Annotated in this window: 15 protein-coding genes; 13 read left to right on the forward strand and 2 right to left on the reverse strand. The window is 70.0% G+C overall.

Annotation, left to right across the window (positions count from 1 at the left end; all coding sequences use genetic code 11):
* The 3 genes from LJE69_RS18015 to LJE69_RS18025 all read left to right on the forward strand — a co-directional run.
* Positions 1-1,572: alpha-isopropylmalate synthase regulatory domain-containing protein (locus LJE69_RS18015; protein WP_296927423.1), on the forward strand; the 1,572-nt coding region annotated here is incomplete at its 5' end.
* Positions 1,573-1,725: 153 nt separating this feature from the next.
* Positions 1,726-1,989, forward strand: a complete 264-nt coding sequence (locus tag LJE69_RS18020; RefSeq protein WP_296927425.1) for a hypothetical protein — start codon at positions 1,726-1,728, stop codon at positions 1,987-1,989.
* 222 nt (positions 1,990-2,211) lie between these two features.
* Entirely contained in the window at positions 2,212-3,168 is a 957-nt protein-coding gene (locus LJE69_RS18025) for an AEC family transporter (protein WP_296927426.1), read from the forward strand.
* A 610-nt stretch (positions 3,169-3,778) separates the two neighbouring features.
* Here the strand turns inward: LJE69_RS18025 and LJE69_RS18030 are convergent.
* Together LJE69_RS18030 and LJE69_RS18035 are read right to left on the reverse strand one after the other, a co-directional pair.
* Positions 3,779-5,158 (reverse strand): sigma-54 dependent transcriptional regulator, encoded by a 1,380-nt coding sequence (locus tag LJE69_RS18030; protein WP_296927427.1) that lies wholly within the window; start codon positions 5,156-5,158, stop codon positions 3,779-3,781.
* Positions 5,155-6,900: an ATP-binding protein gene (locus tag LJE69_RS18035; protein WP_296927428.1), complete on the reverse strand. Its 1,746-nt coding sequence runs from the start codon at positions 6,898-6,900 to the stop codon at positions 5,155-5,157. The genes LJE69_RS18030 and LJE69_RS18035 overlap by 4 nt, the downstream gene beginning before the upstream one ends.
* 385 nt (positions 6,901-7,285) lie before the next feature.
* Here LJE69_RS18035 and LJE69_RS18040 point away from each other — a divergent pair, with 385 nt between their 5' ends.
* The 10 genes from LJE69_RS18040 (at position 7,286) to LJE69_RS18085 (ending at position 15,850) form a co-directional block, all read left to right on the forward strand.
* A complete protein-coding gene (locus tag LJE69_RS18040; RefSeq protein WP_296927429.1) occupies positions 7,286-8,323 on the forward strand; it encodes a hypothetical protein in 1,038 nt (345 codons plus the stop codon).
* A 29-nt stretch (positions 8,324-8,352) separates the two neighbouring features.
* Positions 8,353-8,817: a hypothetical protein gene (locus tag LJE69_RS18045; RefSeq protein WP_296927430.1), complete on the forward strand. Its 465-nt coding sequence runs from the start codon at positions 8,353-8,355 to the stop codon at positions 8,815-8,817.
* 156 nt (positions 8,818-8,973) lie between these two features.
* Entirely contained in the window at positions 8,974-9,693 is a 720-nt protein-coding gene (locus LJE69_RS18050; RefSeq protein WP_296927431.1) for a thermostable hemolysin, read from the forward strand.
* Positions 9,690-11,180, forward strand: a complete 1,491-nt coding sequence (locus LJE69_RS18055; RefSeq protein WP_296927432.1) for an AMP-binding protein — start codon at positions 9,690-9,692, stop codon at positions 11,178-11,180. Before LJE69_RS18050 ends, LJE69_RS18055 begins: the two co-directional genes overlap by 4 nt.
* Positions 11,167-11,841 carry an iron-containing redox enzyme family protein gene (locus tag LJE69_RS18060; protein ID WP_296927433.1) on the forward strand — a complete coding sequence of 225 codons (675 nt, stop codon included), beginning with the start codon at positions 11,167-11,169 and terminating at the stop codon, positions 11,839-11,841. The genes LJE69_RS18055 and LJE69_RS18060 overlap by 14 nt, the downstream gene beginning before the upstream one ends.
* Positions 11,838-12,530, forward strand: coding sequence for a tetratricopeptide repeat protein (locus LJE69_RS18065; RefSeq protein WP_296927434.1), 693 nt, complete (start codon positions 11,838-11,840; stop codon positions 12,528-12,530). Before LJE69_RS18060 ends, LJE69_RS18065 begins: the two co-directional genes overlap by 4 nt.
* Before the next feature lie 4 nt (positions 12,531-12,534).
* A complete protein-coding gene (locus tag LJE69_RS18070) occupies positions 12,535-13,377 on the forward strand; it encodes an SDR family oxidoreductase (RefSeq protein ID WP_296927435.1) in 843 nt (280 codons plus the stop codon).
* The gene (locus LJE69_RS18075) at positions 13,374-14,039 is read left to right on the forward strand and encodes a cytochrome b (protein WP_296927436.1); all 666 of its coding nucleotides are present in this window, start codon (positions 13,374-13,376) and stop codon (positions 14,037-14,039) included. Before LJE69_RS18070 ends, LJE69_RS18075 begins: the two co-directional genes overlap by 4 nt.
* A 3-nt stretch (positions 14,040-14,042) precedes the next feature.
* Positions 14,043-15,434, forward strand: coding sequence for a hypothetical protein (locus tag LJE69_RS18080; protein WP_296927437.1), 1,392 nt, complete (start codon positions 14,043-14,045; stop codon positions 15,432-15,434).
* A gap of 11 nt (positions 15,435-15,445) precedes the next feature.
* A complete protein-coding gene (locus LJE69_RS18085) occupies positions 15,446-15,850 on the forward strand; it encodes a c-type cytochrome (protein WP_296927438.1) in 405 nt (134 codons plus the stop codon).
* Positions 15,851-16,099: the final 249 nt, after the last annotated feature.

A 16,099-nucleotide genomic window follows, 5' to 3' on the forward strand; every position in this document is an offset into this window, starting at 1 on the left:
CAGGCGGCCGTGGCGCGCATCATCGACTGGGCGCGGGGTCGCGGGCTGGAGGGCCGGGTGGAGGTGCTGGGCTTCGTCGACGACGGCAAGAGCATCGACTGGATTCGCGCGGCTGGCGGCGGCGTCATGAACCTGCTCGCCAAGGGCAGCCGCAAGCACTGCGAGACCCAGTTGCGCAAGTCCCTGGAGGCGCACGCCGAGGATATCCGCCGCAATGTGGCCCTGGCCGGCGAGCGTGGGCTCCGGGTCAACCTGTATTTGGAGGACTGGTCCAACGGCTACGCCGACGACCGCGACTACGTCTACACCCTGATGGAGCACCTGCAAGGCAGCGGCGTCGGTCACTTCATGCTGCCGGACACCTTGGGAGTGATGACCCCCGAGAAGGTCTTCGCGGCCGTCATGGACATGAGCCGGCGCTTCCCGGGCTGCCGCTTCGACTTCCATCCGCACAACGACTACGGGCTGGCCACCGCCAACGTCGTCGCCGCCGCGCAGGCCGGTGCCGCAGCCGTGCACTGCACCGTCAACTGCCTCGGCGAGCGTGCTGGCAATGCCTCCCTGGCGGAGGTAGTGGTCAACTTGCGCGACCAGCTCGACCTCTCCCTCGGCATCGACGAGCAGCACCTGGCCCGCGTCAGCGAGCTGGTGCAGCACTTCTCCGGCAAGCGCATCGCCGACAATGCCCCCATCGTCGGCGAAGATGTCTTCACCCAGACCGCCGGCATCCACGCCGACGGCGACAACAAGGGCAGCCTGTACGTGACCCGGCTCTCGCCGGAGCGCTTCGGCCGCCGGCGCGTTTATGCGCTGGGCAAGCTGGCCGGCAAGGCGTCGCTGGCCAAGAACCTGGAGCGGCTCGGCGTCCGCCTGTCGGAAGAGCAGCAGCGCAAGGTGCTGGCGCGCATCGTCGAGCTCGGCGATTCCAAGAAGCGCATCACCTTCGAGGATCTGCCATTTATCATCGCTGAGGTGTTGGAGTCCAGCGAGTACGACCACGCGGAGCTGCTCGCCTGCAACGTCTCCTCCAGCCTAGGCCTGGAGTCCACCGCCAGCATCAAGCTGCGCCTCCACGACACCGTGCACACCGCCACCGGCAGCGGCAACGGCGGCTTCGACGCCTTCAACAAGGCGCTCGCCGTCATCACCGAGCGCGAGGGGCTGAGCCTGCCGCAGCTGGTGGACTACGAGGTGCGTATCCCCAAGGGCGGGCGCACCGACGCGCTCACCGAGTGCACCATCACCTGGGCGTCGCCCGCGGCGCCAGCCCGCGCGGCCGCCACGCCGCCGGCGAGTGAGGCGCCGGGCGATGCCCGCCAGCCCACCGCCGCGCGTGCGGCGAGCGGTGCGGCCAGCAAGGCCGGCGAGTTCAAGACCCGCGGCGTGCACGCCAACCAGGTGTTCGCCTCCATCAACGCGGCCATGCGCATGCTGAATTTGGTGGTGCACTGGTCGCTGCAGGGGGCCGCCGCGCGGGCCGATGCCGAGGTTCGCGCGCCGGCGCAGGACGGACCCGCCGGCGCACAGTCGCCGCGGCGCGAATCCCGCGAGCCTGCCCAAGGCGTGGCCTGAATGGCGCCGCACCCGGCCGGGCGCCGCCGTGGGAGCGGCGTCCCCGCCGCGATCGGCCCGGTCCAAGCCGATCGCGCCGATGACGGCGCTCCCACTGGCGCCGAAGTCGCCGCGAGCCAATCCAGCATATCCTTGAGTCATCGAGTCCCAGTCATGTCCAACACGCCCGCCAAGGCCCCGTCGCTGCTCGCCATTTCCGTCGCCTGGTCGCTGGTCATCGCCTCGATCATGACTGGCATCACCTTCCTGCATCAGACCCCCGGTGAGGTGGCCTCGGTCGGCGCCGGTCTGGGTTGGAAGCAGATCGGCTTTCTCTTCCTGCTCTGGTTCGTTGCCGCGGAGGTGACGCTGGTGGTGGGAGGGGCGCTCTACTTGGGCGTGGCGTGGTTGCTGCGCAAGGGCCGGCGCGGTGGATAGCGGCGCGCCCCCGCACGCGGCACCGGGGCTCGCGCCCGCGTGCGAGGCGCTGACGCTCGCCCATGGCGGCGTCGATCATGAGCCCGTACGCTGGCGTGGGAGCGCCGTCTTCGGCGCGATGGGCGTCGAATTGCCGCGGGGACGCCGCTCCTGCGGCACCATGGCTCTGGACAAGATTATGATCGCGGCCCAACGAGCAATGATCCGGACGAGGCGATCCCGATGGACCTGACGCTGCGCGCCGCCGAATCCATGCTGCTGATGGTGACGCTGTTCGCGGCGGCGATTGCCCTGCGGAGCACCCGGGTGCTGAACGAAGACCACGCCGACATCTTCGCTCGCGCCGTCACCCAGCTCATCCTGCCGGCGCTGGTGTTCTCGCACCTCGCGCGGCACCAGATCACGTGGGAGATGCTGGAGGCGCCGGGGCTGATGCTCTCCAGCTGCATCGCGCTGATGCTGCTGGGGTATCTCGCCGGGCGCTTTGTCTTCCGGCTGCCGCGGCCGAGCCTTGGTGCCTTTCTGCTTTGCACCGGCTTTCCGTCCGCCGCCTTTCTCGGCATCGCGCTGGTGGAGATCGTCTACCCCCACCACGGCAATCTGGAAGAGACGGTGCTGATCGCCGAGGTCGGTGTCGGCGTGCCGCTGTTCATCCTCGGGCCGCTGATTGCCGCGCACTTCGCCGCGCGAGGTGATGACGACAGCTTCTCGGTGCTTCGCGGGCTGCTCCACTATCTGGTCTCGCCCATCTTCATCGCGCTGCTCGCCGGGTTCCTGTGGGGCGGCTTCGCGTTGCCCACCGGCGGCAACCTGGCGCTCGATGTGCTGTTTGGCGCCTGCAAACAGCTCGAGAACGGTCTCGTGCCCGTTGTCGGGCTCGCGCTCGGGCTGATGCTGCGGCCCCTGCCAGTGCGGCATCTGGCGCCGCTGATCCTGTTTGTGGCAGTGGCCCAGCTGTTGCTCCAGCCGCTGTACCTGGCCGGGGGTGCCGACATGCTTCACCTGCTGCCGGAGCAGCGCGACTCGCTCATGGTGCAGGGCGCGGCGCCGGCCGCGACGCTGCCGGCCATCTTTTCCCGTCAATATGGCGCCGACAGCCAGCTCGCCGCGGCGCTGATCCTGGCCACCACGCTGCTCGGCATCGTCAGTATCCCGCTGGTGGTACCGTGGCTTGCTTGAGCCTGGATGCGGGCGGCCCCGGCTGTTGTCGACTCCTGTGATGGATCACGAGATCCCGGCCTTGGGGTGTGCCACGCTAGCCCGCGTCGGCGGAACCAGGCGGCAACAGCCGCTCAATCGCTTTGCGGACGTTCGGGCTCATGTGGATGGGGCGAATGTCGATGGATTGCGTCGTCTGGACGGGATGGCCTCGATCATGATTCGGGCCAGCGCCTCACTCCCGTGGGAGCGGCGTCCTCGCCGCGACCGGACGCCCGTCGCGCCGAGGACGGCGCTCCCACGCGGGCAGACTGGTTGTGCTCGACGCCGACGGGATGCCCGCCTACTGGCGCAGTCATGCGGAAGTATCGAGGCCACTCTCCAGGCCGCCCGCGGCGCTGATCCGTTTCGACCTGGAGGCCGACACGCCGGCCGATACGCCGGCCGACACTCTGGCCGCGGGTCGCGCTGGCCGGAGTGTCGCCCTCCAGGGTGACACTCGCTCGCGGCGGACAGCGAACGGTAGCGATAATTCCATGGCCGTGCACTAGAGCGCACGGCCCGACGGCCGCACGCCGGCTCGGTCCCTGAGGGTTGGGGTGAGGAACAAGTCCCGGTCACGCGCCGGCGCTCACCCCCGCAGCTTCTTGAGCTTGTACCACAGTGAGCGCTCGCTGATTTCGAGCAGCCGGGCGGCGGCGGACTTGTTGTCGCCGCTGCGGCGCAGGGCCTCGTCGATGAGGTCGTGTTCGAGGGCGTCGACGCGGGGCTGGAGGGCAAGATCGTCCGCGTCGATGAGGCTGGTGGGCGCGGCGGCCGGGCTCGCCGGGGCGACGGTGGGCGCGCTCGGCAACAGGTCTGTACCGATGCGCTCGTCGCGGGTGAGCACCGCGGCGCGCTCCATCAGGTTCTGCAGTTCGCGCACGTTGCCGGGCCAGTCGTAGCTCTGGAGCCGGGCGCTGGCGGCGGGGTCGAGGCGCAGGGGCGGGCGGCCGAGCTCGCGGCCGAAGCGCTCGAGGAAGTGCTCGGCCAGCAGCCGGATGTCCTCGCGGCGCTCGCGCAGGGGCGGCACCTCCAGGCGCACGACGTTGAGCCGGTAGTAGAGGTCCGCGCGCAGCCGGCCCGCGTCCACCGCCTGCATCGGGTCGCGGTTGGTGGCGGCGACGACGCGCAGGTCCAGCTCGATGGGGGCATGGGTGCCGAGCCGCTCGACGATGCCTTCCTGCAGCACGCGCAGCAGCTTGCCCTGGAGCTCCAGCGGCATCTCGGTGATCTCGTCGAGGAACACAGTGCCGCCGCTGGAGGCCTCGAAGCGGCCGACGCGGTCGCGGTCGGCGCCGGTGAAGGCGCCCTTGCGGATGCCGAACAGCTCGCTCTCCAGCAACTCCGCCGGGATCGCGGCACAGTTGAACGGCACAAACAGCCCGGCGCGGCCGGATTCGCGGTGCACTGCGCGGGCCACCAGCTCCTTGCCGGTGCCGGTCTCGCCGACGATGAGCACGCTGGAGCGCGCCGGCGCCACCTGGCGGATCAGGTCGAACAGCCGGTGCATGGCCTCACCCTGACCGATGAGCTCGCCCCAGCCGCGGCCCACCTCGTCGCGCAGGAAGCGGTTCTCGCGCCGCACCTCGCCCTGGGCCAGGGCGCGGGTCACGGCGAGCTCGACAGTGGACATCTCGAAGGGTCGCAGGATGTAGTCCACGGCGCCGAGCTTCATCGCCTCCACCGCGCTCTCCACGCTGCCGTGCGCCGTCAGCACCACCACCGGCGTCTCGCTGCCCGCCTCGCGCAGGGCGCGCAGCAGCCCAAGCCCGTCCAGCCGGGGCATGCGCATGTCGGTGAGCACCAGGTCGCAGGGGGTCTCGGCCAGGCGCTCCAGGGCCTCGGCGCCGTCCACGGCCTGGACCACCTCGTGCCCCATGTCCTGCAGTGCCAGCTCCAGCAGCCGGCGCATGGGGGTCTCGTCGTCGGCGACCAGGATACGACTCGGGATGCGGCGCGGATGGCTCAAGGTGCTCTGTCCCCTGTGGTCCGTGGCAGACAAATGGTAAAGCAGGCGCCGCCCGAGCGGCCGCGCGCTGCACTGATGCGCCCGTCATGGGCCTCGACGATTTGACGGACGATGGTGAGCCCAAGCCCAATCCCGCCCTCGCGGCGGGTGAAGAACGGATCGAAGCAGCGCTCCAGCTCGGCCTCGGCGATGCCCGGGCCGTCGTCCTCCACCCACGCCTCGATGGCGCCGCCGACGTCCGCCGTGAAGATGGCGATGCGCCCACCCGGGCGCAGGTGCTGGATTGCGTTGAGCACCAGGTTCAGAAACACCTGGATGATCTGCTCGCGATCGCAGGCGATCACCGGGTCCGCCGCGCCGCGGTGAATGGTCAGCGTGAGGTCGCCCTTACGGAGCTTGGCCTCCACCAGCGCGGCGACGTGGTCCAGCACCGCGTGCAGATCCTCGGGCAGACGCTGCGGGGCGCGCGGCGAGGCGGCCTCGAGCAGCGTGGTGACGAGGCGATTGAGCCGTTCGGTCTCGGTGCCGATGAAGGCGGTCAGCTCCCGGTCCCGGGGGCTCAGATCGGTGCGGCGCTCCAGCATCTGCGCGGAGGACTTCAGAATGCCGAGCGGGGTGCGGACCTCGTGCGCCATGATGGCCGCCATCTCGCCTACCACCGCGAGCTTGCCGGCGCGGATCAGGTGCTCGCGGGAGCGGCTCAGCGCGGCGAGCATGTCGCCGAAGGCGCGGCTCAGCTCGCGCACCTCGGCCATGGGCGTGTCGATGTGCGGTGCGGTTGGCACCCGGGCCAGGTCGAGCTCGCGGGCGAAGTCGGTGAGCTGGCCGATGGGGCTCGCGATGCGCGCGGAGAGCCGCGCGGCGAACCAGCCGGCGAGCACCAGTGTGGCGGCCAGTGCCGCCAGGATGGTCCAGGCGAGCCCGCGCACCGGTGCGAACGCGGTGTACTCGGGCTCCACGATATGCAGGTGCCAGCCCATGTCGGCGACGTGGCGGTAGCCGCTGGGGTCCCCGCGGCCCACCAGCAGGCCGTCCGCAGACGGGTCCGCGGGACCGCCGCCGGGCTCGTCGGACCCTTCGACTTGCGCTAGTACCGTCGCGCCGGCGAGTGGGCCGGCGGCGGCGATGACCTGCCCGTGATCGCCGGCGAGGAAGGCGGTGCGGGTGCTGCCCTCCACGGCGCCTGCCAGCAGGCCGCGGATTTCTGCTCCCTGTACCTCGGCGTAGAGCCAGCCCAGCGGCTGGCCGGAGATGGCACTGGTGATGCCGGTGCGCAGCATCAGCCGGTCGATGGTGCCCGGTCCGAAAGCGGGCGCCGGCGCCAGCGTCACGCCGGTGCGCTCGGCGTCCGTGGTCGGGGCAGGGGGGACGACCGTCCCGACCTGAGCATTGTCGCTGGATGCGATCACCCGGCCGTCGAGGTCGGTGCAGAAGACCCTGCCGTAGACCGTGCCGTGGCCGGCCTTGAGGTCGGCGAGCAAGCGGGCCAGGCGCTTGTCCACGTCGCCGACCCGGATGTCTTCCAGCAGCTCCAGCCGGCGCCATTCGCGCAGGTCCTCCAGCCGCTCGCTGAGGAAGGCGTCGAGCCGGCCCACCAGGGCCTGCGCGCTGGCGCGCAGATTTAGCCCGATCTCGGCCTGGAGCGAGCCGCGGAACTCGTAGAAAGACAATGCCCCGCTGAGCAGGATGGTCCCCGCCACCAGCCCCAGGAAGGCGCGCAGGATGGCCCAGCGGATGGTCATGCCGGGTTGGACCCCGGCCACAGAAAGTGGGAGCGATGGGTTAGACTGCCCGGCCCACCCCCAGCGCATGCACCTCGCCGGGTGCTCGTCACCGCGGTGGCCGCTTGCTCCCGGGCGCCATGTTTGTCTCTCCTGCGGGTCATTGCCGGACCTTCTGACCTGGTACTACTGCGCCGAAATGCGACTAACCACTGGTGACCGGTTCGACAGCGAAATCGGGATCGCGGTCGATCCCGATCCCGATCCCGATCCCGATTTCTATACAGGCGCGCATGCAGCCAGCGGTTGCAGCAATTTGGCGCAAGCGTACCGCAGACCGATGCCGGCCGTGCTTGGAACAGGGGGTGTACGACGCCATCGCCGCGGCCGTCCACGGTCGCCGCGGATGGCCGCGGCATTGCTGCTGGCCGGCGCGTTGCTCGCGAGCGTCCCGGTCCACGGCTACGAGCTGGGCATGGGCTACCCGCTCCCTTGGGGCAGTGTCGTGGCGGGGGGCTATGCGACCGTCAGGGCCGGACACTTGGATGGCGTGCCGGAAAAGGCCGCGGTGGAAGACCTGAGCCTGTTCCTGTCCGGCGGCATCGTGCCGCGCTGGCGCTTCTTCACCGAGCTGGAGCTCGGCAACCCGGTGGTCTGGCGCAATGGTGGGCCGACTATCGCCGACGCCGAATTCCACGTCGAGCGGTTGTACCTGGATCATAGCCTGACACCGCGCGCCAGCCTGCGCCTCGGCAAGTTTCTCACCCCCATCGGGCGCTGGAACCTGATCCATGCCGAGCCGCTGGTGTGGTCCATCTTTCGTCCGCTGACCACCGCCTCCGCGTTTGCGCGCAATGCCAGCGGCGCCGAGCTGATCGGCACGCGGTCCTTAACCGCCTCGGAGCTCGAATACCGGCTCTGGGCCGACGACTCCCAGGCCCTGGACCGGGCGCCGGGCGGTGACGAGACCTACCTGGACGCGCCGGTGGAACCGAACCCGCCAAACCTCTTCAACCAGGCGGGTGGCTTGCGGCTGTGCTGGCGGGCTTTGGATGACGACTTGCAGATCGGACTCTCCTCGGCGCTGTTCAATCTGCGGCAGCGGGACGGGAACCGGGTACTGGTGGGCACCGACCTGTTCTATCGCCATGCCGCCTGGGAGCTGACCGGGGAGGCCGTCTACCGCTGGGGGACAAACGGCGCTGGCGACGAGTGGGGCGGATTCGCCCAGGTCGCCGCACCGCTCGGCGGTGGCCTGTACGCGGTGCTCTCGGGGGAAAGGTTCAAGGCCGAGGGCTACGACAGGGCCACCGATAGCGCGCGGGTGGGTCTCGCCTGGCGGCCGAAGCCGGCCTTGACCGTCAAGATCGAGTACCAGGAGTCCGGCGGCGAAGAGGAACTGGCGCCGGACGGTTGGCTGTTCTCGATCTCGGCACTGTTCTGATGGCGAGGTCCCGGAGCGCCGCGTGGGCGATGCTGCTGCTCTGTTCCGCCGCGACGTGGGCGGCGCAGTCCCCGCCGCACATCGACGTGGTGACCGGGGCCGCGCCCATCGACCTGCGCCTGGACCGGTCGCAACTGCGCGATATCTTCCTCAAGCGCGTGGTCATCGACCGCTCGGGCACCGCGCTGGTGCCGCTCAACATGCCGCCCGATCACCCGTTGCGTGCGGCCTTCTCGGAGGCTCTGCTGGGCAAGACTCCGGAGGCACTGCGGCGCTTCTGGAACGAGCGCTACTTCCAGGGCGTTTCCCCGCCCTACGTGGTGCGTTCCCAGGAGGCGATGCTGCGGTTCGTCACCGAGACCCCCGGGGCGCTGGGCTACGTGGTCTCGTGCCGGGCGGATGAGCGCGTGCGGGTGGTCGCGGAGCTCCCGGTGCCGCAGGATCTGGCCGATGCGGTGGCGGCGCTGTGTGCGGCGTCTCAGGCTGGGCGCTGACCCTGCAACTCTCGTCTACGTTTTTTGCGCACTGCAAGAATAGTATGGCCTCATTGGGCCGTGGAAAAGTTACAAAAGTAAATAAAAACAGCTAGATAAAAACCTGGCACGGAGGTCGCTTATAGGGGCTGAAACCTGAACCGGGGGACAGCCCACATGACTCGAACGGACCCACTGTGCATCGACCCGCGGGTCGATCCACTGCTCACCGAGCTGCGCGAGCCCGTCGCGCTGCATCGCGCCGGGCCGGGACACCCGGCGCGGCCGGAATTGCACGGCTTCGTGCGCGACTGCTTCCGCCGCGCCCATGGCGCGCGGGTGGATAGCTTCTATCCCGACCTGCTCTGCTTCAGCGCCGCGAGCGGCATCCGTGCCGTGGTGGGCTACCGCGGAGCGCTCGACGAGCTCCTGTTCTTGGAGCACTACCTCGACCTGCCGGCCGAGGACCGGCTGACGGCGCTCACCGGCTCGGCGGTGCCGCGGGACGGCCTCGTGGAGGTCGGCAACCTGGCGCTGAGCGACGCCGGCCAGGCGCGCTGGCTCATCGCGGCCACCACCGCGTTCCTCGCTGCGGCCGGCTACCGCTGGGTGCTCTTCACCGCGACCCGGCCGTTGGCGAACGCCTTCCGCCGGCTCGGGTTGCGGCCGCTGCGGCTCGCGGACGCGGACCCGGCGCGGCTGCCCGACGGTGGCGCCGCTTGGGGCGCGTACTACCGTCAGGCGCCGGCGGTCTATGCCGGCGACATCCTGGCGGGCGCGGGCAAGCTTCAGGGCGCGGGCCGCTCGGCGCAGCCCTGTCTGCGCTCCCTGCTGGCACATGCCTGGTCGCTTGGCGCGTGCGCCGGCGCGCAAGCGCCGCGGGTGTCCGAGGCATGAAGGGCATTTTCGATCGCATCGCCGTGCATGCCGCGGCCACCCCGGGGGCAGTGGCCATCGCGGACGATTGCGGTGAGCTGGACTACCGCTGCCTGGCCATGGAGATCGCCCGCGCCGTGCCGTGTCTGCGCGGGCGCCGGATTGGGCTGCTCGCCGACAATGGCCGCCATTGGGCGGTCGCGGACTTGGCCATCGCCGCCCGCGGCGCGCTCTGCTGTCCGCTGCCGGGCTTCTTCTCCGAGGCCCAGATCGCGCACCTGATCCGGGATGCGGACCTGGACCTGATCGTCACCGATCAACCGATGCGCCTCCAAGGCGTAGCGGTGGGATCGACGATCCGGCGGCTCGACATTGCCGGCCGCGAGCTGTGGCTGCTGGCGCGCCCAGCGGCCGGTGGCGCGGCGATACCAGGCGGCACCGCGAAGGTCACCTACACCTCCGGAACCACCGGCACGCCGAAAGGCGTCTGCCTCACCGGCGCGGCCATCGAGCAGGCGGCCGTGCGGCTCTGCGAGGCGGCCGGCGCCGCGGCGGCTGACCGGGCGCTGTCGCTGCTGCCGCTTGCGACCCTGCTGCCGAACATCGGCGGCCTCTACGCGCCGCTGCACGCAGGCGCTCGGGCCGAGCTCCCGGCACTCGAGACCTGTGGCCTCGCGGGCTCGTCCGGGCTGCGCGTAGAGGGCTTCGCCCGGGCGATCCGGCGCTATCGGCCTAGCACGCTGATCCTGGTGCCGGAATTGCTCAAGGCGCTGACGGCGGCCGTCGCTGCCGGTCTCGTCGAGCCCGCGGGGCTACGCTTCATTGCCGTGGGCGGTGCGCCGGTCTCGCCGGCGCTGATGAGCCAGGCGCTGGCGCTGGGGCTGCCGGTCTACCAGGGCTATGGCCTGTCGGAGGCGGCCTCGGTGGTCGCGCTGGAACTGCCGGGGGCACGCCGCTTGGGCAGCGTCGGCCGTCCGCTGCCGCGGCGCGGCGTGCGCATCGCTGCCGACGGCGAGGTGCTGGTGGCGGCGCCCGGCTTCCTCGGCTACGTGGGCGCGCCGCACGTCGGCGCCGGTCACTGGCCCACCGGCGACTTGGGCCGGCTCGACGCCGACGGCTATCTGTACATCGACGGGCGCAAGCGCAGTGCCTATGCCACCGGGTTCGGGCGGAATCTCGCGCCCGAATGGGTCGAGGGCGAGCTCACGGCCCACCGGAACATCGCGCAGGCCGCCGTCTTCGGCGCCGGGCGGCCGTTCAACGGGGCCGTCATCGTGCCGGGACGAGGCGCGAGCGCCGCCGCAGTGGCCGACGCCATCGCGGGGGTCAACGCCCGCCTGCCCGACTACGCCCGGGTCGCCCGCTGGTTGGTCGCCCACGAGCCGTTCACGCCGCACAACGGACTTGCCGGACCCTCCGGTGCCATGCGGCGCGCCGCGGTGCTCGAGCACTACCGAGACGCCATCGACCAACTCTATGCAGGAGACCCGCACCATGTCGCTGTTTGACGAAATCGAGGCGCAGACGCACGGCGCGCGCGAGGGGTTCCTGACCATCCCCGTCGTCGCCCGTGCCCTGTCCGGTGCCGTGGGGCGCGCCGAGTACATCGCCTTTCTCGGTCAGGCCTACCACCACGTCCGGCACACCGTGCCCCTGCTGATGGCCTGTGGCGCGCGGCTCCCGGACCGGCTGGACTGGCTGGGTGTCACCGTCGCCGAGTACATCGGCGAGGAGATCGGCCACGAGCAATGGATCCTCGACGACATCGCCGCCGCCGGCGGCGACCGCGAGGCCGCCCGCGACACACCGCCGCTGCCGGCCACGGAGCTGATGGTGGCCTATGCCTACGACCTGGTGAACCGGGTCAATCCGGTGGGCCTGTTCGGCATGGTCTACGTGCTGGAAGGCACCAGCGTGGCGCTCGCCAGCCGTGCCGCGGAGACCCTGCGTCACAGCCTGGGCCTGCCCAAGTCCGCGTTTCGCTACCTGAGCTCCCACGGGAGCCTGGACCAGGCGCACATCCGGGTCCTTGCCGGTCTGCTCGACCGGCTCACCGACCCGGCCGACCGCGCCGCGGTGACGCACGCGGCGTCCATGTTCTACCGCCTCTACGGCGACATCTTTCGTTCACTTTCCAACCAAGGCGACATCGCCAGGAGTGCCGCATGACCCTTCACGTCAGACAGACCACGCTCGCGCTCACCGCCGCCGCCATGGTCTGGGCCGCCGCGCCGGCGCCGGCCGCGGGCGGCATGGACCAGCAACTGCTGGACATCCAGCACCAGTGGGCGCGTGCCATGTACCAGACGCCGGCGTCCGGACAAGACGCCGCGTTCACCCGGCTGGACGCCGCCACCGAGTCACTGGCCCGGCAGTATCCGGGCCGGGCGGAGCCGATGATCTGGGAGGCAATCTCGCGCAGCAGCCATGCCAAGGCCACGGGTGGGCTGGGCGCCCTGGGCATGGCAAAGGCGGCGCGCGACCTACTATTGAAGGCGGAGCGCATCGACCCGAAGGCCCTGAACGGCTCGGTCTACACCTCCCTTGGCGCCCTCTACGGCAAGGTTCCCGGCTGGCCCGTGGGCTTCGGCGACAAGGACAAGGCGGAGCGCTACCTGAAACAGGCGCTCGCGATGAACCCTGAGGGCATCGATCCGAACTACCTGTATGGCGACTTCCTGTTCGGCCAGGGACGCTATGCAGAGGCCGAGGGCGCGCTGGATCGCGCCATGCATGCGCCAAAGCGGCCGAATCGGCCGCTCGCGGACCAGGGCCGGCGGCAGGAGATCCGCGCGCTGCTGAGCCGGGTCCGCGCCAAGCTCGCCGCCGCGGGCTACGGTGGCGTCAAGGAGGGCTGAGCCGATGCGACTCGAGACACAACGGGTGCTGCTCACCGGGGCAGGGGGCGGCATGGGCCGGCTGGTCGCGCGGATGCTGGCGGAAAAGGGCGCCTGGATCTGCGCGCTGGAGCACAGCCCGGACGCGGCCGAGACATTGCGCGCCGAGTTGGAGCCGCTGGGCGCACGCCCGCTGGTGGCCATCGGCGACGTGACCCGCGCCGACGCGCGCGCCGCGGCCATCGCCTTGGCGGAGCGCGAGTGGGGCGGGATCGACATCCTCATCAACCTGGCCGGCGTGCTGGAACTGCGCCGCTTCCAGGACACCGACCCGGCCGCGGTCTCGCGGCTGCTGGCCGTCAATCTGGAGGCGCCGATGCTGCTTGCCCGCGAGGTCCTGCCCGGCATGCTCCGGTACGGCCATGGGCGGATCGTCAACGTCGGCTCCATGTTCGGCAGCATCGGCTTTCCGCTGTTCGCCGCCTACAGCGCCAGCAAGTTCGCGCTGCGTGGTTTCTCCCAGGCGCTGCGGCGGGAGCTCACGGGCACCGGCGTCGGTGTCACCTACATCGCCCCGCGCGCGGTCCGGACGGCGCTCAACCCGCCGGTGGTGCACGCCATGGCCGCGCACGGCCTGATGCGGATGGACGAGCCGGAGCCGGTGGCGGCGGCGATGGTTCAGGCCATCGAGCGGGAGCGCAACGAGGTCTACCTCGGCCAGCCGGAAGGGTTCTTCGCCGGGGTCAACGCCATCCTGCCGGGGCTGGTGGACGGCGCGCTGGCCAAGCAGTTGCCCGCGCTGATCGATCATTTGGACGGGGTGGATGAGGGCATGCCGAACTGCCAGCCCAGGGAGCAGTCGGCATGAGCCAGCACAAGCCCCTGCCCATCCGTTCCGCGCCTGTCCGGAACGCGGCCAAGCGCTATCCCTTCATGCTCATCGGGCTGCACTGGCTGACGGCCCTGCTGATCCTGGCCGGGGTCACCCTGATCCTGGCGCGCGAGGACGTGAGCGGCCGTGCACTGCGCCTGTGGCTGCTGGAGCAGCACCGCTCCCTGGGGCTGCTGGTGCTGGCTCTGGTCTGTGTGCGGCTGGCGCTGCGCTGGCGGTATCGCGCGCGGCTGCCGCGCCATGGCCTGCCCCGCGCCGTTGCCGTCGCCTCGGCGGCCGGGCACCTGGGTCTGTATGTCCTGCTGCTGGCCATACCGTTCCTGGGCTGGGCGCAGACCTCGGCAAGTGGCCAGGATGTCAGGCTGTTCGGGCTGATTCGCCTGCCGTCGCTGCTCGGCCTGGACTTCGATCTCGCGGACACCCTGCAGGGCTGGCACCAAGTGGCCGCCTGGTCCTTATTGGTGCTCATCGGCGTCCATGTGCTCGCCGCCCTTTGGCACCATTTGCTGCGCCGCGACGGCGTGCTGACGGCGATGCTGCCAGGGCCGCGATCTGTCGCCGGCGCGCGCCTCGCCGAGTCCGCTCTGCGCACGTCTTCCCGCGCGCCGGCGCACGCCTATCGCTACGATAAGAGGTAATACATGCATCTTCACCACATCCACTCCCCGGTCGTGAGAGGCCGGCGCCCATCTGGCTTGGGTCTGCTCGCGCTGCTCGTGACCCAACTCGCGCTGTTCGGAGTCTACGTGCAGCCCGCGCAGGCGCTGCCCAGCTACGCGCGCCAGACCGGCGAGGAGTGCGCCGCCTGCCACGTCGGCGGCTTTGGCCCGCAGCTCACGCCCTTCGGCATGGTGTTCAAGATGGGCGGCTACACCGAGTCCAACAGCACGTCCCTGCGCATGCCGCTGTCCGGCATGGCTGTCGCCTCATTCACCAACACGGCTAAGGACCTCTCCGAAGACCCGGGCAAGTACGTCGGCGTCAACAACAATCTGTCGATGCAGGAGATCTCCGCCTTCCTGGCCGGGCGGCTGACGAACCACGTGGGCACCTTCGTGCAGACCACCTACTCGGGCGTGGAGAACATTTTCTCGCTGGACAACATGGACCTGCGCTTCGCCGGCAATGTCGACCTCGGCGGCAAGGACACCATCCTGGGCCTGTCGGTGAACAACAACCCGACCATCAGCGACCCCTTCAACACCTTGTCCGCCTGGAGCTTCCCCTACATCGCCTCGGAGGTGGCGCCAACGCCGGCAGCGGCCCCGCTGATTCAGGGCGGCCTGGAGTACCAGGTGCTCGGTGGCTCGGCCTACGGCTTTTTCAACGACTCGATCTACGCCGAAGCCGGCGCCTACGGCTCGCTGTCGCGGTCGACGCTGCATTCGCTCGGCATCGGCGCGGACGCCGGCGACCTGTCCGGCGCGGCCCCGTACTGGCGCCTGGCGTGGTTCAAGGACAAGCGGAAATCCGCGTACTCCCTTGGCCTGTTCGGGCTGGCGGCCAAGCTGCATCCGGATTTCCACTCGGGCCCCACCAACGACTATCTGGACATGGGCGTGGACGCGTCCTACCAGTTCCTCGGCAGCCGCGCGCACATCTTCACGGTCAACGGCAGCTATACCCACGAGCACCAGAAGCTGAACGCCAGCCTCGCCGCCGGCGATGCCAATCGGTCCAGCGCCACGCTGCAGAACATCAACCTCAATGCCTCCTACACCTACAAGGAGACCTATGGCCTGAGGCTGGGCCTGTTCGATACCTGGGGTGACCGCGACACCGCGCTCTACGCGCCGGCGCCGGACGGCGGCAGCCGCACCGGCAAGCCCGACAGCAACGGACTCATCCTCGAGGCCGACTGGACCCCCTTCGGCAAGGAGGATTCCTGGGCGGCGCCCTGGGCCAACCTGCGCGTGGGCCTGCAATACACCCTGTATAACCAGTTCAACGGCGCCAGCTCCAACTACGACGGATTCGGGCGCGACGCCAGCGACAACAACACCCTGTTCCTCTACCTCTGGTCCGCCATCTGATGAGCACGCACATGAGCAAGAGCCATTTGTTTCACCCGTCCCTGCGCCAACTGTTCTGCACCGCCCTGATCCTGCTGCCCCTGGCCGCCAGCGGCCCGGTCAGTGCGGCGGGGGATGCCAAACAGGGTGCGCGGGACTTCAGTGCCGAGTGCGCCGACTGCCACAGCGTCAGGCAAGGCAAGAACAAGAAGGGGCCGTCCCTGTTCGGCGTCGTCGGGCGCGCCGCGGGGACGATGCCCAAGGTGCGCTACTCCGACTCCATGCGTGCGAGCAACATCACCTGGACACCTGACCGCCTCGATGCCTACATCGCCCACCCCAAGGGCGTGGTGCCCAAGGGCAGGATGAAGTACGACGGCCTCAACGACGCCCGCGCTCGCGCCGACATCATCGCCTTCCTGGCGCAGCAGAAGTGATGGGCCGGTAGCCCCAGCCGCCGGCCGCGCCCGTGGCCGGTGGTCTCGATCCCAGTTCCCCCAGACGCCGATTGATCGGCCTTTTCCAGCGCGGGGCAGGATGCCCCGCCACTTTTTGCGCTCCGAGGGTGAAATCCACGCGCAAGCCGGGAGTTCGAGTGCGCCGGGAGCGCGCTACGCGTCCGGTTTTCGCGCCAACAGGGCGCAAGATTTTTAATCGAGTCTGTCTCCTTTGAAAAATTCTGGCGT

This window comes from Thiohalocapsa sp. (assembly GCF_022340605.1).
Classification (GTDB): domain Bacteria; phylum Pseudomonadota; class Gammaproteobacteria; order Chromatiales; family Chromatiaceae; genus Thiohalocapsa.